Below are 19,515 nucleotides of genomic sequence, written 5' to 3'. Positions count from 1 at the left end.
ATCGCCGGCATGGTGACACGGCTTGTGCAGATCAACATGAAGGCTCGGGACGACTCCGCGTTGGGCGGGTTCTGGGCGCAGGCGCTCGGTTGGGAGGTCTCCAGCGAGGGACCCGGCGTGACCAACCTCGAACCCGAGGGCTTCGTCTACCCCGACCCCGTCGCTGTCTGCATCGACCTCGTCGTCTCCCAGGAGGCCAAGACGGTGAAGAACCGGGTGCACGTGGACCTCGCCACCACCTCGGCGGCCCACCAGGCGCAGGTGGTCGCGCGCCTGAAGGATCTCGGCGCAACACCTGCCGACGTGGGCCAGGGCGACGTGCCGTGGACGGTCATGGCCGACCCGGAGGGCAACGAGTTCTGTGTGCTGGACCCCCGACCGCTCTACCGGGACACCGGACCGATCGCCGCCGTGGTGGTCGACTGCGCGGACCCGCGCGCGATGGCCCGGTTCTGGAGCGAGGCCACGGACTGGACAGTGCACGAGGTGACCGACCAGATTGCGCGACTGCGCTCCGCGAAGGGCGTCGGTCCCTATCTGGAGTTCGTCCGTACACCTGACGTGAAGAGCGGATGGAACCGCGTCCACCTCGACGTCCGCCCGTACCCCGGTGACGACCCGGAGGCCGAGGCGGCCCGGCTGCGGAGTCTCGGCGCGACCCCCATCGACCTGGGCCAGGACGTCCCGTGGAGGGTGCTCGCCGACCCGGAGGGCAACGAGTTCTGCCTCCTCACCCCGAGCTGACCGTCTGTCGGGCGCCGTGGACGGTGACCCCGGTCAGCCGGATGGTCCCCAGCGCCTCGGGAACGTGGGGATCGGTGGCGAGGATCCCGTCGTTGGCATCGAGCCCGAGCATGGTCCGCAGGAACAGCAGGGGAGCGCCGCTGGCCCAGGCCTGGGGATTGCAGGCGGTGGGGTACGGCACGGGTCGTCGGCCGAGCGAACGGTCGTACCCGGAGATGGCCTCGGGCAGGCGGTGCCCGAAGTGGGCGGCGGCCTCCAGCATCGCCATCGCGATGCGGTTCGCGGCGTCGCGGTGACCGTACCGGGCGAGCCCGGCGGCGATGATCGAGTTGTCGTGTGGCCACACGGTCCCGAGGTGGTAGCCGATGGGGTTGTAACCCACGTCCTCGGTGGAGAGGGTCCGGACACCCCAGCCGGAGAACATCTGGTCGGACATCAACTGCCGGGCCACCGCGGCGGCACGGTCCGGCGGGACGATGCCACTCCACAGCAGGTGGCCCATGTTCGAGGTCATCGAGTCGATGGGGCACTTGTCGGCGTCGAGGCCGATCGCGTAGTAGCCGCCGCGGGCAGGCAGCCAGTAGTCGCGGTTGAAGCGTTCGCGCAGCTCGGTGGCCTCGGTACGCAGCCGTCGCGCCAATGCGCGGTCGGCCCACGGGCCGTCGGCGAGTTGTGCGGCGCGCAGCTTCGCGTCATAGGTGTAGCCCTGGATCTCACAGGTCGCGACCGGCAGGGTGGGAAGGCTGCTGTCGGCGAACTGGACCCCGTCCGGTGAGTCGCGCCAGCAGTGGTTGCGCATACCTTCGGGGGAGCGGGTGGCGTACTCGACGTAGCCGTCGCCGTCGCGGTCTCCGAAGTTGTCGATCCACCGCAGAGCGGCGTCGGCGTTCGGCCGCAACCGCTGGACCAGCGCGTCGTCGCCCGTCCACCGCCAGTACTCGGAGAGCAGGATGAGCCACAGCTGGGTGGTGTCGGCCGCGCCGAAGCACGGGCCGTAAGGCATGATGCCGAGCTGCGTCAGCTCACCGGAACGGAACTCGTGGAGTATCTTTCCCGGTTCCTCGTCGCTGAAGTCGTCGACGGCGCTGCCCTGGTGCGCGGCGAGAGTGACCAGCGCGCCCCGGGCGACGTCAGGTCCGCAGCTGACGCTCTGGTAGGCGGTGATCAGAGTGTCCCGCCCGAAGACCGCCAGGAACCAGGGCATGCCGGCCGCCAGCAGAACGACCTGCTCACCCCGAATCTCCTTGGCGATCCGCATCGACACCAGATCGCTGGCCGACTTGTGGTACACGTCGCGCAACAGGTCTGATTCAGCGCTCAGGTGTGGCTTGTTGGCCCTCCACCGCCAGGCTGCGTCGTCGGCGCCCGGGTCCTGATCTTCTCCGAAGGTGCGGCTGGCCGGCTGGTAGTCAGTGCCCCGACAGTTCAGCAGCACCCGCAGCTCACAACCCCAGGTCTGACCTCGCCCCAGGTGCACGTCCCAGACCAGTGCGTCGCCCTCGACCCGATCGGCACGCGGCTCGGCCTCCACTGTGGTGACGGCCGACCAGTGCGAATTCTGGTAGGAGAAACGCAGCGCCGAGCCGTCCGACCGGTGGGTCCGCCGGATGTCGGCCAGCCTGCTCCGTCCCGTTCCCTTGATCTCGAACAGATCAGCGAAGTCCGCGCCGACATCCAACCGCAGACGCACGGAGATCGGCTCGGCACCAAAATATTGCACAGTGATCCGCTCGCACATGCCGTCGCCGACGAATCGTTCCCGTCGCACGCCGACCCGGTTCGCCGCCAGGCCCTCGACCTCTGGATTCGCGAGAAAGAAGGCCGCCGAGTACGGATCGACGGGGTTCGCGCTGAGGACGAGCGGAGCCTTCCCGTCGAGGGTCAACTCCCAACGGCTGAGGTAGCGGGTGTCGTCGTGCACCAGACCAGCGATGGAGTCGGCCGGCACGTCCCCGGCCGGGTTGGACAACATGAAGGTCCGGCCTTCGAATATGCCGACAGCGTCCGAACCCAACTCCGGCGGCATGTCGCGGTTGGCGCCACCGTGAGCCTTGTCGGGTTGTTGCGTCGTCGACGGGGACCCGGACGGTGTCGACTGAGATTGCATGGCATTCTCTCCCCCCGGTAGGCAGGGTAAAAACCCCGCCACGCACCGCAGTCTAGGACTCGAAAAGATGACCTCGCTGCGATATCGAAGGGCGCCCACCGGGTTCGGGCAACGGCCCTATTGCGGCGAAAAGCGGCAGTTCGTGGCCGGAATGAGGCCCCACCGCGGACGTTGGCATTAGGGCAACGTCGCTCTATGGTGGGGGCATGCCGCCGGTGACCTTCCGCTCGCCCGCCGCCACCGAGGTGGCGGTGTGCGGTGCTGTCCGCGTGCCGACGGCGACCCGCCCCAAGGCCGACATGCGGGTGCCGGTTGTCCGCGCGCCGCACACCGTGCCCACGCACACAGTGTCGAGCCCGATGCGAACCGGCCGAGGCCCACCCGCGGAGTCGTTGCATACCCAGAACGACCGCCAGGGCGAAGCTATCAAGCTTCGGCCCTTTTTGTTTTTCCCGCCCATTCCCCTTGAAAGGCAGATCATGAGCGTCGATCATCGTCCTACTCCCGACCAGAGTTGGCTGGCTGACCTACGAGCGTCCCTGGCGGACGACTTCGCCACCCAGACGGCTCGGCTGCGGGAACTGACCGAGCTCAACGCGGACACCGGCGACCCCGGCGAGGCCCACAACCAGGCCGCGCTGCTGCTGGCCACCCGCCAGAACATCGAGCAGATCACCGGTGCGCTGAACCGGATCAGCGACGGCACCTACGGTGCCTGCCAGAGGTGCGGCCGGAGCATCCCGGCCGAGCGGCTCGAAATTCTCCCGCACGCTCGCTTCTGCGTGCCGTGCCAGGAGAAGCAGAACAGGTGACGCCCCGGTGTGGCTGCCGTACCGCCGGCACGGCAGCCACACCGTCAGGTGTGAGAGGGGTGACGACCCTCAGCCCTTCTGCCGCTCGGGCTCCGCTCGGCGCACTGCCGCCGCGGCGACGGCCGGAGCTGGACGCCGCAGGTACCACTCGGCCACGGCAAGGTTGATCAACCATCCGGCGACCACCAGGCCGGCCCGGAGGTTCCCGTCGGGCTGGTCGCCGGTCGCAATGAGGTACGGCGCGTGGGTGAACGCCTGGGTGCCGGCACCGAGGCCGATCGCGTAGCCGCGCACCATCCACCTGCGGTGCTGGGCGATGTCCCGGCGGAGCACGGCGGCGAGGCCGAGCAGGATCGAGCCGGCCATGGCCGAACCGAAGACGAGTCGCATACCGGCGAGCACGTCGTTGTCATGGGCGGGCAGGTCGTACGCGACGGCCATCCACAGGCCGGTGAACGCGACCGTCAGCCCACAGGGGACGAGCAGCCGGCCGGCCCTGCGGTGCCACGAGTGCCGGCGCAGACGGGGTACGAACTGGAACGCGCCGAGGATCGTGTAAACCACCGCGCCGACGATGTGCAACACCACAGGCAGCGGATCGGCGACGAAACGCGCGTTCGCCGGGGTGACCGCCGGTCCAGCGCCCAACTCGGTGAGGCGTCCCGCGCCGGCGAGCATCGGTATCAGCCCCAGCAGGATCAACGCGGCCGGTAGCCGCCACTCGCGCATCGTCATGACACCGATGGTGGACGCCGCACCCGCCCCCGCTCATCGGCACATGGGCCGCGATCGGGTCGGCCCATGGTCGCACCCCGTCGTCGTACTTCCGGCGCTCACCAGTGCCGTCGGCGGCGGTTGGTCTCGTACGCCCACATCGCCACCTCGACCCGGTTACGCACCCCCAGCTTCATCATCAGGCTGGTGACGTGCGACTTGACAGTGCTCAACGTGATGTAGAGCTCGTCGGCGATCTCCTGGTTGGTGCGTCCCCGCGCGACGGCGACCAGGACCTGCTCCTCCCGGTCGGTGAGCGCCTCGATGGGCTGCGCGCGCGGCGCGGCCGGGTCCGCGTCGGCGAACGCCTTCAGCAGCCGCGTGGTGACACTCGGAGCTATCAGCGCGTCCCCGTTGGCGGCCGCGTGCACCGCCTGGCTGAGCAGGTCAGGACCGGCCTCCTTGAGCAGGAAACCGCGGGCGCCGGCCCGCAGCGCCGCGTACACGTACTCGTCGAGGTCGAAGGTCGTGATGACGACCACCGCGAGCGGCTCCGGGACCGTTGGCCCGGCGAGCGCCCGGGTGGCCTCGATGCCGTCCATGCCCGGCATCCGAATGTCGAACAGACACACGTCGGGGCGGAGCCGCCGGGCGAGCTCGACGGCCTGGCGGCCGTCGCCAGCCCCACCGACGACCTCGATGCCAGGTTGAGTGTTCAGGATGATGGTGAGGCCGGTACGGACGATCTCCTGGTCGTCCGCCACGAGCACGCGAACCGTCACGCGCCGACCCCCTCGCGCGGAAGCACGGCCGTGACGGTCCATCCGCGGTCGGGATCGGGGCCGGCCTCGCAGGTGCCGCCGAGCAGGTCGGCGCGCTCCTTCATTCCGACCAGCCCGAAACCGGGCGAACCTGTCGGACGGGCGCCGCCGGCCTCGCCGTCGTCGCTGACCCGCAGGCACACCGACGTGTCGTCGGCCGCCACGCTGACCTCGATGCGGGTGGCGTGGCGCGCGTGCCGACGGGCATTGGTGACCGACTCCTGAGCCAGGCGGTAGAGCGCGGAGCCGACAGTGGGCGGAAGGCCGCCGAGGTCGCCTCGCAGATCCACGTCGACGGTCGGCCCGGTGCGGAATTGGCCGGCGAGCCGTCCGATGTCGGCGACCTGCGGGTTGGGCCCCAGGTCGGCAGGCTCGTTACGGCGCAGGACGCGGACCATCGCGCGCATCTCGGCCAGCGCACGGGACGCCTCGGCCTCGATGGTGTGCAGCGCCTCGACGGCGGCGTCCGGCTGACTCGCCGACGCCGCGATGCCGGCCTGGGCGCGGATCGCCATCGCCGACACGTGGTGGGCCACCGTGTCGTGCAGGTCGCGGGCGAGCCGCTCACGCTCCAACAGCTTCACCTGATCGAGCTCGCGCTGCCGGGCGGCAGCGCGGAAACGGATCGCGACACCCAGCGTGGCGGCGGCGAACATCACCGCGAAACCGGCGACCAGCTCACCGCCGTCGACCGAGTCGACCAGGCCGGCGGCGGTCACCTTGGCCACCACGAAGAATGAACCGAGCACCGCATCCCGGCCGGAGCCCCAACGGAACAGCGCGTACACCAGGAGGACCAGGAAGCTGGCCGTGAACAGCTGGCAGGGATCGCCGGGCAGCACGAACGGGGCGACCGTCGTGCAGCCGAACGCGGTCACCACCATCGCCAGCGGCGCCGTACGCCGCCACAGGAGCGTGGGCAGCAGCGCGAGCACGACGACGACGCAGCCCACCCGCCACGGCAGATCGGGTCGGAAGACCCCTTCCACCAGGATCGCCGGCGCGAGGACCGCGATCAGCGCCCAGTCACGCCACACCCTCGACAGGGCGGGGGAGACACGCGGCTCGGCCAACACCGCGTGCAGGCGAGGGTGCATGGACCCATCGTACGAACGGTGGTGCGACTTCAGATCGTCCCAAAGTACGACCCGGGTGGCCGGTCGCTGGGCGATGGTCTCGATTACGGCAGCTGGAGTTTGGCGCGGACGGCGGCGGCGTCCGGGTGGTTGAGGGCCGTGAAGATGTCCAGTGCCCGCTGCCAGTCGGCCCGACCGGAGGTGGGGTCGCCAAGGGCGTGGCGGGTGTCACCGAGCCGGCTGAGCGTGTCCGCCTCACCCCAGAGGTCGCCGAGGTCACGGGTCAGCTCAAGCGTGCGCTCGTAGCACTCCACGGCCCGGCCGTACTGGCCGAGGTGGTGGTGTGCGAAGCCGAGGCTGTCCCAGGTCGCGGCCTCGCCGGCGCGGTCGTCGAGCTGTTGGAGGAGTGCGAGGGCCTGCTCGCAGTACGCCAACGCGGCGGGGTGCTCGCCGAGTTGGGCATGGCACCAGCCCACCGCGTTGAGCGCGTCGGCCTGGGCTCGGCGATGGCCGGCGGCCTCGGCCAGCACGAGGGTCCGCTTCGAGTGCTCAAGGGCCTTCCGTGGCTCGCCCTGCCGGTCCCACAACGAGGCGAGGTTCTGGTGCGTACGCGCCTCGCCCTCGGCGTCGTCAGCGCGGAGGTACAGGTCGAGGGCCCGTTCGAGGTGGCCCAGCGCGTCGGCGTACCGGTTGACCGCGGTGTGGGCGCCGGCGAGGAAACGGTGCGCGACCGCCTGCGCGACCGGGTCGCCGAGACGCTCGGCGGCGAGCAGGGCCGCCTTGCAGGTCTCGACGCGGTCGTGCCAGTGCCCCTGCCGGTCCAGGAACGTGTCGAGGGCCCGTCCCAGCCGCCAGGTGTGCGCGTCGAACCCCGCACCGGCGGCCTGGCGGAGCGCGGCGAGCAGGACCGGGTGCTCGGCGGTCAACCAGGCCATCGCCTCCGCGTGGGTGGTGGGTCGCTCAGGATGCACACCGGCCGCGGGCGGGGTCATGAGGTGGTCGACCGGGTCGCTGTGCGGGCGCAGCAGGGCGTCGGCGGTGTGGGTGGTGTGGGTGTAGTGGTCGAGAAACCTTGTCGTGGCGGCCCTGCGGTCCGGCTCGGGGTCGGTGCCGTCGCTGAGTTCGGCGGCGTACGCCCGCAACAGGTCGTGCGCCGTGAACCGGCCGGGCCGGTACTCGGCGAGCAGGTTCGCGCGGGTCAGCTCGGTCAGCGACCGGTGGGTTCCTTCCGCCGGAAGACCGGCCAGGCTCGCCGCCGCGGCCACCGTGATGTCCGGACCGGGGTGCAGGCCCAGCAGCCGGAACAACCCGGCCGCCGGCGGGGCGAGCGCGGTGTACGACCAGGAGAACACCGCCCGTACCTCCCCGACGGCGTCGCCCGCGTCCAGTACGCCGAACCGCCGACCAGCCGTCCCCAGTTCGGTCGCGAGGGTGCCCAGCGGAAAGCCGGACTGCTGGACTCTCGCGGCGGCGATGCTCAACGCCAGCGGTAGCCGTGCGCAGGCGGCGATGATCGCCTCGGCGGCCTCCGGCTCGGCGGCCACCCGTTCGGCGCCGAGCCGATTGGTGAGTAGACGACTGGCCGCGTCGCGGCTGAGCAGGCCGAGCGGGATCGGGTGCGCGCAGTCGAGGCTGACCAGCGAGGTGAGCTGGTTGCGGCTCGTCACCAGCACCACGGTGGTGGATGTGCCGGGCAGCAGCGGACGGACCTGTTCGGCGTCGCGGGCGTTGTCCAGCACGATGAGGACCCGTTTGCCGGCCAGCGCGCTGCGGTACAGCGCGGCCTGGGCGTCGAGGTCGGCGGGCACCCGGGCGGCCGGCACCCCGAGAGCGTCCAGGAAGCCGTGCAGCACCTTCGCCGCGCTCAGCGCCTGCCCGCGCGGGTCGAAGCCGCGTAGGTTCACGTAGAGCTGACCGTCGTCGAACTGGTGCGCGACGCGATGCGCCCAGTGCACGGCCAGGGCGGTCTTGCCCACCCCGGCGGTGCCCGAGATGGCGGCGACCACGACGGCGGTGGGCGCGGCGACGAGCTTGTCGAGAAGGGCCAACTCGTCGTCACGGCCGGCGAGGCTGGCCACGTCGGCGGGCAACTGCCGGGGCACCAGCCGGTCGGGTGTGCGCGGCGCGCGGCGGCGGCTCTCCTCGATCCGGTCCCGGGCGGTGGCCAGCGCACCCTGCTCGGCCGGCGTGGCACCGAGGAGCCGGACCAGAGCGTCGAGCCGGTCGGTCGGCGGCAGCGTCTTCCCGGTGAGGTATTCCGCGATCGCGGTGTGCGACCAGCCGGTGCGGGCGGCCAACTCGCGATAGGTCAGCTCGCCGTCACCCTGTTGGCGTGCGTGCCTGCGTCGCAACGCCCGCAACAACCCGGCAAGGTCGTCGGACGTTCGCACCCCCGCAGCGTCCAGTGTCCCGCCCCCCGTCGGCAATCGACGTTCGTCAGTGTACGGCGGTGTACGGAATCCCGGCCAGAGGCTCGGCTCGTTCGGCGATCCTGCTCGGGTGCAGAGCGCACTGATCGAACCATTGGAGGTCATGTGTCCGTACATCTCAAGTCTCTGGTCCTGGCCCTGACAGTGCTCGCGGCGACGCTCACCGTCCCGGCGGCCGCCGCGTCGGCGGCGCCCGACGCGGCCATCTGCAGGACGAAGGCGGCCTGCGCCGACGGTGGCCTGCGCGCTACCCCGTCGGGCAGTTCGGCCCGCACCACCGGCGACATCACGACCAACGCGATCCCGGTGCCCACGCCGCCCGCGTTCCCGCCGGGCACCCCCTGCTACCGCGAGGAGGTCTCCGAGGCGGTCTACGAGACAGCCACCTACACCACCATCTACGAGTTGTACTTCCAGGCGAGCGTCTGCCTGTTCTCCAACGAGATCGTGCTGTACGGCCTGGACACGTCCCTCTCCTTCCCCAACGACGTGCAGGACCCCCGACTGACCTCGATGCGGTTCGTCGTGCGCGACCAGATCGTCAACTACAGCCCGACCGAGAAGGACGGGTACTCCGAACTGTGGGTGACCTTCTGCCCCGACCCGGCGCAGCCGAGCGCCTGCCAGCGGTACCTGCACCGGCTGGGCCTGATGTTCAACCCCGCCTGGGTTTACCCGTTCTCCGTGTTCGAGCGCCTGAGCTGACCGTGCTGGCGATCCTCCTGCCGTGACTGATCAGGGCGTCTTCCGCGTAGCTCCATGACGTGGGGCGCCCTGATCGCTCGTGCCCGCACCGGTTGCCAGCGGATCTCCGCGGCGTTACGTTGAGACGCCATCGATGACCTTCTACATCGCAAGGTACGGGGGACCGCATGTCCACGTCTGTCACTCGTCGCACCGTTCTGGCCGGTGGGGCCGGTGCCGCCATCGGCCTGGCCCTGCCCGGCCCCGCCGCCCACGCCAGTGGCCGCCATCCCACCAGCGTGAGCTTCACCCTCGACGCGACAACGCTCGACGGCGGCGAGCAGGTCACCTCGGTCACCCTCGACACCCGCCGGCTCGGGCCGATCGACCCGGCCGGGCTGACCCCCGGCACGTTCAGCGTGCACGCCAAGGCCACCAGCCCGATCCCGATCGCTCCCGGGGACCAGATCTTCAGCGAGTACGACCTGGACCGTACGGTCACCGCGGCCCGGCTCGACCGGCACGGGAACATCGTGCTGGAGCTGAGCCACGCCGAGGGTCAACCCGGAGGTGGCACCCTCGGCTACATCCTGAGCCGGGGCCGCAACGTCCGGCTGGACCTCGTCTACACCATCACCCAGAACACCCCGATCGTCCGGCGGCGCGGCTCACCGGTCACCATCAGTCGCTTCGTGCAGGCAGGGCTGTCGAACCCCGAGGTGGACGCCTTCAGCTACCACGTCTCGGGCTCGGGTATGAAGTACCGGCTGTACTCGCCCGACCACTCGCCCCGGCACGACCGACGGCCGCTGATCGTCTGGCTGCACGGTGGCGGCGAGGGCGCCTCGCTGCCGGACGGCTACTACGACAACGAGACCACGCTGCGCGCCAACCGGGGAGCGCTCGGCTTCGCCACCCCGCAGGCCCAGCGGATCTTCTCCGGCGCGTACGTCGTCGCTCCGCAGAGCACCTCCTACTGGATGGAGGACGGCCCCCGGTTCGCCCCGCTGATCCGCGAGATCGTTCAGGACCTCGTACGCCGCAAGCGTGTCGACCCGGACCGGATCTACGTGGTCGGGTGCAGCAACGGCGGCTACATGTCCCTGGAGATGACCTCGACCTACCCCGACCTGTTCGCCGCCTCGGTGCCGATCTGCGGTGTCGTCGAGCCGCTCAGCGGGGAGGGCCCGCCGCTGATCACCGACGCGGAGTTGGCGAGCATTCGGACCCCGACCTGGCTGGTCACCTCGCGCGACGACGACACAGTGCCACCCGAGACCAACACGATCCACGCCCACGACCTCATCCCGGGATCACTGATCAGCCTGTACGACCACGTCGTCTGGAACGGCTACCAGTTCCCCGGTCACTGGTCCTGGATCTACGTGGCCCGCAACGACCCGAGCCTCAACGGCACCCACATCTGGCAGTGGATGGCCCGCCGCCGTCGGTGATCTGCTGGCCGGCGAGGCGGAGGTTCGGCTCCGGGTCGACCCTGCGAGGTCGGCCCGGAGCCGTTGACTGGCGTGGATCACTGCTTGCGGCGTAGTTCCCGCAACACCCCGTGCCGGCGCAGTGCCCAGGCGAGGCGTCGGACGCTCGGGTGCCGCACGAACAGCACCGCCGCCCGGCGGATCAGACCGAACCGGTCGTCGCTCAGCTGGTTCTCGATCGCCTGCCAGATCAGCTCGCGCACCTTGGCACTGGCCAGCACCGCCCGCACCTCACGCCGCACCACCGGATCCTCGGCCGCCGACGCGATGGCGGCAGCCTGACCCGGCCGATCCGCCAGCGGCTCCACCGCCGCCGCGACAAGCGGCCCGCGCACCTCGTCGCGCTCCAGCAGCAGCAGCACCGCTTCCCGAATCTCGACAGTGTCCAGGGCGGACCGCAGCAGGCTCAGCAGGCTGCGCTCCACCTCGTGGTCATGGTTCGGGACCGACAGCGTGGCCAGCAGCACCGCGACCTCATCAAGATCGATGACGTGTCGCACCCCGGAACGGAACTCCGGCAGCTCCCACGCGACCTGTAGAGCCTTGACGAGATTGCGGTTCATGGGCCATCGCTACCCGCAAGCGCCAGCCGACGAAACCCCGCGACCGGCCCGGGCGGAAGCACCGACCACGATCCGGTGCAGAGCGGCCGCCCCAACCCGGGCGGCCGCTCTTCACCGGCTCAGCACCACGTCAGGGTCGAGTTGACCCGGGTGACGTTGCTGATCGTGTTGTTCGCGCCACCGCAGGGGCTCTGGGTGATGTTGGTGCCGCTGACGGTCAGATTCTGGAATCGGATGCCGGAGGAGATCGGGAACTCGCTCCGGGCCGCGATCCGCACCTCGCCGCCGCCCGTCACCGTCCCGGACACCCCGGCGATGGTGACGTTGTAGCAGTTCTCCACCAGGATCGCGTTGTTGCCCGTGTTAGAGATCGTCACCCGGTCGATGACCGCGCCACCGGACTCGGACACGCAGAAGATCCCCCGACCACCGCCGGACGCGAGCACGGTTCCGACCCGGATGTTGGTCGGGTACGAGTTGCCCACCCGGCCGTTGCGGTTGGCCATCCGGAACGCGGCGTACCCGGTGCCGGCCCCGGCGCCCTGCGCGTCGACGGTGCCCACCGTGGCGTTGATCGTGTCATTGAGCAGCAGGCCGGAGTCCCGGGTGTTGCGGGCCGTGACCGTGCCGATCGTCAGACCGTCCACGCCGTACGTCTCCACCCCGTGGGTGCCGGTCCCCGACACGTACACGGTGTCGATGCGGACGTTGCGCACCTTCACCGCTCGATCCCCACCATGGTTGTCGATGCGTACGCCCAGACCGGCGGAGAGCCGCATGTCGATCTGCCCGAGAGTCAGGTTGTTCACGTTGCGCATGAAGATCCCGTACAACGGCGAGCCGGTCAGCGTGAGGTTCTGCACCTCGACGTCAGTGGTTCCCCGCGAGTACACCGGCGCCTGGTCACCCGAACCCGACCCGGTCACGTTGATCGTGCCGCACACGGCCAGGGTCGTGTACGACGGCAGCGACAACCGCGAGCCCGCGCTCATCGAGCCGGAGCCGCGAACCACCACCCGCTGCTTCGACGTACGACCCGCCGAGAGCGAGTTGACCGCCGCCTGCATCGCCGACAGCATGTCCGAACCCGAGTAGACAGTCGACGAGCCGTTGCGGGCCGTCCAGGTGCTCCCGCTCAGTACGGCCTCGGCGTTGGTGGACCCGCTGCCACAGCCGGTGGTCGGTGGCGTGCTGCCGCCACCGACCGCGACCAGCTGCCACTGCTGGTTCGGGCCGTTGAGGTCGGCGTACTGACTGATCCGGCCGCCGTCGGCCGCGGACCGCTCCCAGACCTCAAGTGCCTTCGCGGAGTGGCGGTTGATCAGCCGGACGTAGCCGCCGTCGGAGTCGAGAACCTGGAACTGCTGGTTGGTGCCGTTGACATCGGACCACTGGCGGTACTCGGCGCCGTCGGCGGTGTTCCACTCCCAGAGGTCGACGACCTTGCCGCTGTGCCGGGCCTTGAGGCGGTAGTAGCCGCTGCCGGAGGAGACGAACTGGAACTGTTGCCACGCGCCGTCGTTACGGGACCACTGCTGGATCACCGCGCCGTCTGCCGTCGAGGTGTCCCGGACGTCGAGGACCTTGCCGCTGTTGCGGTTGACCAGGACGTAGTAGGCGTTGGTGTCGATGCTCGCCGCCGCTGCCGGCGGTGCGCCGACCAGAGCGGCACCGGCCGCGCCGACCAGCGTGGTGATCATGGCGAACACCAGGCCCGTACGCCGGCCGCGACGGATCGGCCCGCCGCCGGACGGTCTTCTGGTGATGCTGAAGGGCATCGCTCCTCCTGGCTGGAATGGGCTCCGGACGAACCTGGACGGGTATCGACGACCGCGGGCACCTACTCGAGGTGGAAGGTGGCCGAAGCGCGCTCGGCGCTCGAACTGACCGCCTCGATGTAGAGCAGTCCGTCGCGGTGGCGCACGTGGCGGCCCGGGAAGTTGTGCGACTCCAGTGAGATCCCGGCGCTGTCGGCGAGGCCGGCTTGACGACGGAAGCTCGCGTCGCCGCCAAACAGCGCCGAGCCGTCGTTCTTCTCCACGTACAGGGCGTAGCCCCGGTGGCGTAGGTAGTAACCGGGGAAGTTGGTCGACTCCAGCGACACCGATCCGCCGCCGGCGAGGCCGGTGACGATGCGGAACTGGGAGTCGGCCAGGTTGGTCACGTTCGGCTCGATCCGTGCCCGGTAGTCGTAGTGCCGGATGAAGCTGCTGGCCTGGTCATGGGACCGCAGCCGCACCGGTGTGGCCCCATCGGGCACCGGGATGCCGAAGTTCGGGGTGCCGTCGGCGTTCCAGTACACCTTCTGTAGCCGGGTGCGTCGGTTCGGGTCGTTGAGCGGATCGCCGGTGATGTCGCGGTAGTTCCGGTCGTGGTAGACGAGGATGTCGCTCTGCCCGTCCTCGGAGACGGTGAACGAGTTGTGGCCGGGGCCGTACTGGCCGGTGACCGCGTTGCTGGCGAACACCGGGCTGGGGCTCTTGCTCCAGGAGGCGGCGTCGAGCAGGTTCGCGCTGGCGGAGGCGCTCAGCATCCCGAGGCAGTAGTTGGCGTCCGTGGCGCTGGCCGAGTAGGTCAGGAAGATCCGGCCGTTTCGTTGGATCACCGCCGGTCCCTCGGCAACCCGGTAACCGCGGGTTTCCCAGTCGTACGTCGGCACGACGAGCCGGGTCACGGTCCCAGTGATCTGCCACGGGTTGGCACCCATCCGGGCGAGGTAGACGTTGGAGTTGTTTCCGATCGACGGCTCCTGCTGTGCCCAGGTCAGATAGCGCACCCCGTTGGCGACGAAGGTCGAGGCGTCCAGGCTGAAGGTGTCCCAGGGTGTGGTGATCCGGCCGCGTTCCGTCCACGAACCGGTCAGCGGATTCGCGTTGGCGTTCTCCAACACGTACATCCGGATGCGCCACACGTCGTCGGTGCGGCCCGCGGCGAAGTAGACGTACCACCTGTTGTTTATGAAGTGGATCTCCGGCGCCCAGATGTGGGCGCCCATCTCTCCGCTGGTGTGGCGGCTCCAGATCGTCGTCTCCGCGGCCGTTGCCAACCCTTGCAGGGTGGTCGCCCGGCGCAGCACGATCCGGTCGTACTGCGGCACGGTCGCGGTCAGGTAGTAGTAGCCGTCGGTGTGCCGGAAAATGTGCGGGTCGGCCCGCTGGTTCACCAACGGGTTGGTGTAGGTGACGGCCGGCGCGGCGTGCGCCGGCGCGGCCACGGGCAGGCCGGCCGACACGGCCAGCACCACCAGCACCGCGGCCAGCGTCGACCGCAGACGCCGAGGGACACCGTGGCCGGCAGGCCCCCGGCGGACGGCCCGACGGGTGTTCGGGTCGGTTCGAGGGAATGGCAGCGGCATGTGTCCTCCGCGAGATTGGGGACGGTCATTGACCAGCACCTGTAGCGCGCGGGGATCCGTGGCCGGTCCGGTCGACGCCACGCGGCGACGTCGGGCAGGGCCGGGGAAGAGGCGTAAAGGGCTGGGAATGTGACGGTGGCGTTGCTACCAGGTGGCGGAGTTCATGTTGGCGTTAACATCGATACATGTCAAGGCGTGAGGGCCGCCGACCTGGCCGGAACAGCGGCCGTCGCGTACCGGGAGGTAGGGTCCTCGGCGTGCTGCGACGGTGGGTTCTGGCGATCCTGATGGCGACGTGCGGCGTGCTGGTGGCTACGGCGCAACTGGCCGACGATCTGCCCGTCGTCGGCGGCGTCGAGTTGGTGGTCTTCCTGGCTTTGGCGCTGCTGCTGTCGCCGTGGGCCTTTCCCCGCTCGATGGGCGCCGCCGAGGCGCAGCGGGCCAGCGCGCTGGACGGCCGGCCGATCGTGTACTGGCGTCCCGGCTGTCACTACTGCCTGCGGCTCCGGTTCTCCCTCGGCCGGCTCGCCCGGCGGGCGCACTGGGTGGACATCTGGCGCGACCCGGCCGCTGCCGCCGCCGTCCGGGCGGTGGCCGGCGGCAACGAGACAGTGCCCACCGTCGTGCTCGGCGATCAGGCTGTCGTGAACCCCGACCGGGCCTGGTTCCGTGAGCAGCTCCGCTCGTCCTGACCCGGCGACACCCTTATCTCACGAGGTCACCGGCGAGGTATACCGCGAGCGGGCGGCGCAGCACCGTGATGTCGCTCGTCGGGTCGCCGTCCACGATCAACAGGTCGGCCTCGAACCCGGGGCGGACCCGGCCCTTGCGTCGCCCCAGGCCACACACCTCGGCGCCGACCGACGTGGCCGCGGCGAGGGCGACGGTGGCGGATATGCCGCAGACCACGTACTCGACGAGCGTCTCGGGCAGGATCCCGTGCGGCTTCGCGGGGCCGAGGCCCGCGTCCGAACCGGCCACCAGGCGGACCCCGGCCCGCTGCAGGGTGGCAACGCCGTCGCGCAGCGCGGCCTCGCTGAGCCCGGCCCGCGCCGCCATCTCCACCACCTCGGGTGGCGTGACCACGGCCGGGTCGGTGCCGAGCGTGGCACAGACCGCCACCCCGGACGCGGCCAGTCGGTCCGCGAGCTCAGCGGGAACACGGGCGCCGGCCGCGGTGACGCAGGTGCAGTGCTCGATGCCGTCCACACCGACGCGCAGCGCCTGCTCGACCGCGCTGAGCGCGTGCGCGTGCGCGGTCACCGGCAGGCCCAGATCGTGGGCCTGCGTCAGTGCGGCGGTCAGTTCCTCGTCGGTGAACTGCGGCCTCGTGGTGTCGGTGCCCGGGGTGAACACCCCGCCGCTGGCCATGACCTTCACCAGATCGGCACCGGCCGCCACCCGCAGACGTACGGCCTCGCGGATCCCGTCGACACCGCTCGCCTCACCCCCCAACGACCAGCAGTGCCCGCCGACGCTGGTGAGCGGTGCGCCCGACCCCACCACCGTCGGAAGGTCGTTCCGTACCCGCCGATCCCGCCAATGCAGCACCGCGTCGCGCCGGTCGCCCAGGTCCCGGACCGTCGTGACGCCGGCCGCCAGGTGCGTACGTAGCGACGCCTCGACGACCGCGTCGAGGTCCGACTCGGGACGATCGGCGAGCCGGCCGAGCGCGTCGGGCCCGGCGTCGGCGCACAGGTGCACGTGCGCGTCGACCAGACCGGGCAGCAGCGTGCCGTTCGGCTCCTCACGCACCGGCCAGCCTTCCGGCGCCTCGGCGCTACCCCGGTGCACCTCGGCGATGCGCCCCTCGTCGAGCAGGACCAGCACCCCACCGTCCACGAGCCGTTCGCCGTCGAACATCCGGGCCACCCGGACAGCATGCTTCGTCATCGTCACCCCAACCCGTCCCGCTCGGACACTGCCGTCACCACCGACGCCCGCGATGCCGTTGTCCGCTGACGGCCACCGGTGATGGCCTGACCATCGCACCGCCAACGGCGCACGGCCTCCCTCGCCGGAGCGATATCCCATCCCCCTGCCGGGTCGGCACCTGTCGTGTCAGTCGGGGCATCGCCCGCCGCAGTGGCGTTTTCGCCAACATCGGTGGGGGATACGACGCCGCCCGACTTCTCGCGCTGGACGGGCGACGACAGGAGGACGTCATGGCGTTGGCCAACCCGGCACCCGACTACTTCGAGCCCGAGGACGGCATGTTCCTCGCAACCTTGCTGATCGTTCGCGATCTGGCGCGGTCCCGGGAGTACTACGAGCGGGTGTTCGGGGCGACCTGCGTCCACGAGAGCAGCCCGCTGATCATGAAGTTCTTCAACAGCTACATCATCATCAACGTCGAGGGCGGTCCGACGGACGACAAGCCGACGGTGCAGGCCAAGGCGCCGGCCGACTCCAACACGCTGAGCTGCGCGATGAACGTCCGGGTCCGGGACATTCGGAAACTCTACGAGGAGTGGAAGTCCCGGGGCGCGGACTTCCTCACCGAGCCGAAGGACCACGGAACGGAGATCCGCTGCTACCTGCGCGACCCGGACGGCTACCTGGTCGAGGTGGGTCAGGGCCTCTGACCGTCGGCGGGCAACGGCGGTGATGCCGACAGGGCGAGCCATCCGGCCGCCCGGCGTCCTCGCGTCGTACCTCGCTCGCCTGTTTTTCCCTCGCCGACGAGTTCTACTACGGCAGCTTCGTCATCCGCCACGACGACCTCGCCGCCGGTCGACTGGACGAGGCGCTCTCCGTGACCGAGTTCAGTGAGTAGAACACCAGCGCGGCTGCGCTGCCTGCGGTCCTCCGTCGATCAAGCGGCGGGCTACTCTGACCTGCGGTGCCTCGAAACCGCGTGACACGAGGAGTCGATGCTGACATGACGCCAGGGCGACCGGTGCCGACCCAGGACGAGGTGCTCGGGTACTTCGACACGCTGTCCAACTGGGGGCGGTGGGGCGACGACGACGAGCGCGGAACGCTGAACCACATCACCGACGACGTCCGGTTGGCGGCGGCGGGGGCGGTGCGGCACGGCAGGAGTGTGTCCTGCGCGTGGGAGGTCGCCGCACCGGCAGACATGGAGCGGTCGACGACGACGTGCCCGTGCACCGCCGACATGCCGGGTGCGGAGAACATGCCGCCCGCCTTCCACGCCGACCGGCGCTGGGGCTTCTCGTCCGAGCGGCTCGGCATCTCGTTCCACGGCAACACCCTCACCCACCTCGACTCGCCGTGCCACATCTTCTGGGACGGCACGATGTACAACGGGCGGTCGCACTCACTGGTCGACGCCGCGACGGGCTCGGCGTGGGCGGCCGTCACGGCGGCCGCGAACGGGATCGTCACGCGTGGTGTCCTGCTCGACGTCGCGGCGGCCCGGGGTGTGCCATGGCTGGAGCCGGGGCAGGGCGTGTTTCCCCACGATCTCGAGGAGGCCGAGCGTCGCCAGGATGTGCGGGTGCGACCCGGCGATGCGGTACTCCTGCGGACCGGCTACGGGCGCTTCCGGCACGAGAACGGTGCGGCCAGCGGCTTCACGCAGGCCGGCTGGCACGCGTCCTGTCTGCCGTGGCTGCACGAACGGGGGGTGGCGCTGATCGGCGCTGACACCCCCCAGGACGTTCAGCCGTCCGGGTACGACGACGTTCTGATGCCGGTCCACGCCGTGAGCCTCGTCGCGATGGGTCTGTGGATGCTCGACAACTGCGACCTGGAAGCCTGCGCGACGACGGCCGCCGAGCTCGGCCAGTGGGACTTTCACCTGGCAGTCGCACCCGTCCGCTTCGCCGGCACGTCCGGCAGCCCGGTCAACCCGATCGCCACGTTCTGAACTCGGCTGCTGCGTCTGTCGACGCATCGACGTTGTCGGACCATCGTGTGAAGATCGAAGCGGTGATGTAGTAGCCGCCTTGGCTGTTCCTGGTCGCCACGTGGAGATCCACCGAGGTCGGCGTGACCTGCAGCAGGTGGGCGTCCCAGTCCTGGTAGCGAAGGTCCCGCAGCCACACTTCTTCAAGCTCCGCTGCGACCTGCTGTGGCGTTGCGGCTTGTTCGGCGAGGCAGTGGGCGGTCAGTTGACCGGCAGGGTCCGCACTGCTGGACACTGTCACCTGCCGGATCGATCGGCAGCGCCAGAGGTAGTGGTCGAAGTCGACCTCCATGCCGGAGAGGTTGTCAGGATCGGCAGGCGGCGTCGCGTCGGCGACAGCACGCACGGCAGCGACGAACTCGGTGACCCGACTGTCGGCGTCGTCGCCGTAGGTGAGGGCACTGGGTGTGACGTCCTCCCACCAGGCTCTCGAGGTGCGGCGCCGCCACCAGTACAGGATCGTCCGATCGTCGGGCCAGGGGGCGAGGCTTCCGCCGCGTGGCTCGAACCGGTCGCGGCGATCATCGATGCGCCGCCAGAGGGGCTCCCGCTCGAAATCGCTTACGTCGGCGCGGGTCTGCGTGCGGCTGGAATCAGCGCTGGACGAGGGCGGAATGAAGCTCCGCTGGGCATCGAACAACGAGCGATCGTTTGCGCCGACCGCCTGATACGGCCAGCGGAGTTGGTAGACGTCGTCCTCCCACCCGCACACGGGACAGATCTCATGAGATCCCGGTGGGTCCGAGAGGGTGCGATATCCGCAGCACACACAGGGGTAGGCGGGCTCCATGCCGCCAAGCGTGCACTGGGAATCTCGTCGAGTCTCATGCTTTTTGGGGCGCC

At 70.1% G+C, this 19,515-nt stretch carries 17 protein-coding genes; 7 read left to right on the top strand and 10 right to left on the bottom strand.

From position 1 onward, the window contains the following. The first annotated feature begins 9 nt into the window (after positions 1–9). Entirely contained in the window at positions 10–744 is a 735-nt protein-coding gene (locus tag GUI43_RS00535) for a VOC family protein (protein WP_112697403.1), read from the top strand. Here the strand turns inward: GUI43_RS00535 and GUI43_RS00530 are convergent. Next, positions 731–2,851 (bottom strand): amylo-alpha-1,6-glucosidase, encoded by a 2,121-nt coding sequence (locus tag GUI43_RS00530; RefSeq protein WP_112697401.1) that lies wholly within the window; start codon positions 2,849–2,851, stop codon positions 731–733. The genes GUI43_RS00535 and GUI43_RS00530 overlap by 14 nt on opposite strands. A gap of 206 nt (positions 2,852–3,057) precedes the next feature. Here GUI43_RS00530 and GUI43_RS35060 point away from each other — a divergent pair, with 206 nt between their 5' ends. Beyond that, positions 3,058–3,663 carry a TraR/DksA family transcriptional regulator gene (locus tag GUI43_RS35060; RefSeq protein ID WP_373861048.1) on the top strand — a complete coding sequence of 202 codons (606 nt, stop codon included), beginning with the start codon at positions 3,058–3,060 and terminating at the stop codon, positions 3,661–3,663. Positions 3,664–3,732: 69 nt separating this feature from the next. On the opposite strand, the gene GUI43_RS00520 is transcribed toward GUI43_RS35060, so the two are convergent. The 4 genes from GUI43_RS00520 to GUI43_RS00505 all read right to left on the bottom strand — a co-directional run bounded on the left by GUI43_RS00520 (position 3,733) and on the right by GUI43_RS00505 (position 8,664). Next, positions 3,733–4,398, bottom strand: coding sequence for a DUF2306 domain-containing protein (locus tag GUI43_RS00520; RefSeq protein WP_112697399.1), 666 nt, complete (start codon positions 4,396–4,398; stop codon positions 3,733–3,735). 98 nt (positions 4,399–4,496) lie between these two features. Beyond that, the gene (locus tag GUI43_RS00515) at positions 4,497–5,159 is read right to left on the bottom strand and encodes a response regulator (RefSeq protein WP_112583502.1); all 663 of its coding nucleotides are present in this window, start codon (positions 5,157–5,159) and stop codon (positions 4,497–4,499) included. After that, positions 5,156–6,295, bottom strand: coding sequence for a sensor histidine kinase (locus GUI43_RS00510; RefSeq protein WP_112601373.1), 1,140 nt, complete (start codon positions 6,293–6,295; stop codon positions 5,156–5,158). The genes GUI43_RS00515 and GUI43_RS00510 overlap by 4 nt, the downstream gene beginning before the upstream one ends. 83 nt (positions 6,296–6,378) lie before the next feature. Beyond that, entirely contained in the window at positions 6,379–8,664 is a 2,286-nt protein-coding gene (locus GUI43_RS00505; protein ID WP_170158632.1) for an ATP-binding protein, read from the bottom strand. Between the two features lie 144 nt (positions 8,665–8,808). Between GUI43_RS00505 and GUI43_RS00500 the strand changes: the two genes are divergently transcribed. Together GUI43_RS00500 and GUI43_RS00495 are read left to right on the top strand one after the other, a co-directional pair. Continuing rightward, complete coding sequence (locus GUI43_RS00500) at positions 8,809–9,408, top strand: hypothetical protein (protein WP_146754708.1); 600 nt, start codon at positions 8,809–8,811, stop codon at positions 9,406–9,408. Between the two features lie 167 nt (positions 9,409–9,575). Next, a complete protein-coding gene (locus GUI43_RS00495; protein ID WP_112601375.1) occupies positions 9,576–10,841 on the top strand; it encodes a prolyl oligopeptidase family serine peptidase in 1,266 nt (421 codons plus the stop codon). Positions 10,842–10,918: 77 nt separating this feature from the next. Here GUI43_RS00495 and GUI43_RS00490 read toward each other — a convergent pair whose 3' ends face one another. The 3 genes from GUI43_RS00490 to GUI43_RS00480 form a co-directional block, all read right to left on the bottom strand. Continuing rightward, positions 10,919–11,443, bottom strand: a complete 525-nt coding sequence (locus GUI43_RS00490) for a hypothetical protein (RefSeq protein WP_112601376.1) — start codon at positions 11,441–11,443, stop codon at positions 10,919–10,921. A 119-nt stretch (positions 11,444–11,562) separates the two neighbouring features. Then, positions 11,563–13,221 carry an RICIN domain-containing protein gene (locus GUI43_RS00485; RefSeq protein ID WP_112697397.1) on the bottom strand — a complete coding sequence of 553 codons (1,659 nt, stop codon included), beginning with the start codon at positions 13,219–13,221 and terminating at the stop codon, positions 11,563–11,565. A gap of 62 nt (positions 13,222–13,283) precedes the next feature. Further along, positions 13,284–14,798 carry a family 43 glycosylhydrolase gene (locus tag GUI43_RS00480; protein ID WP_112697395.1) on the bottom strand — a complete coding sequence of 505 codons (1,515 nt, stop codon included), beginning with the start codon at positions 14,796–14,798 and terminating at the stop codon, positions 13,284–13,286. 257 nt (positions 14,799–15,055) lie between these two features. Here GUI43_RS00480 and GUI43_RS00475 point away from each other — a divergent pair, with 257 nt between their 5' ends. Then, entirely contained in the window at positions 15,056–15,490 is a 435-nt protein-coding gene (locus tag GUI43_RS00475; protein WP_112697393.1) for a glutaredoxin domain-containing protein, read from the top strand. 13 nt (positions 15,491–15,503) lie between these two features. Here the strand turns inward: GUI43_RS00475 and GUI43_RS00470 are convergent, their stop codons facing one another. After that, positions 15,504–16,691, bottom strand: coding sequence for a metal-dependent hydrolase family protein (locus GUI43_RS00470; protein WP_112697646.1), 1,188 nt, complete (start codon positions 16,689–16,691; stop codon positions 15,504–15,506). Between the two features lie 272 nt (positions 16,692–16,963). On the opposite strand from GUI43_RS00470, the gene GUI43_RS00465 reads away from it, so the two are divergent. Then, positions 16,964–17,383 (top strand): VOC family protein, encoded by a 420-nt coding sequence (locus tag GUI43_RS00465; RefSeq protein ID WP_112583511.1) that lies wholly within the window; start codon positions 16,964–16,966, stop codon positions 17,381–17,383. A 296-nt stretch (positions 17,384–17,679) separates the two neighbouring features. Further along, complete coding sequence (locus GUI43_RS00460; protein ID WP_249037604.1) at positions 17,680–18,633, top strand: cyclase family protein; 954 nt, start codon at positions 17,680–17,682, stop codon at positions 18,631–18,633. On the opposite strand, the gene GUI43_RS00455 is transcribed toward GUI43_RS00460, so the two are convergent. Then, complete coding sequence (locus GUI43_RS00455; RefSeq protein WP_112697389.1) at positions 18,611–19,462, bottom strand: CPCC family cysteine-rich protein; 852 nt, start codon at positions 19,460–19,462, stop codon at positions 18,611–18,613. The genes GUI43_RS00460 and GUI43_RS00455 overlap by 23 nt on opposite strands. Positions 19,463–19,515: the final 53 nt, after the last annotated feature.

The organism is Micromonospora noduli (assembly GCF_003264365.1).
In the GTDB taxonomy this organism is placed as follows: domain Bacteria; phylum Actinomycetota; class Actinomycetes; order Mycobacteriales; family Micromonosporaceae; genus Micromonospora; species Micromonospora noduli.
This window is presented reverse-complemented; position numbering and strand designations above follow the sequence as displayed.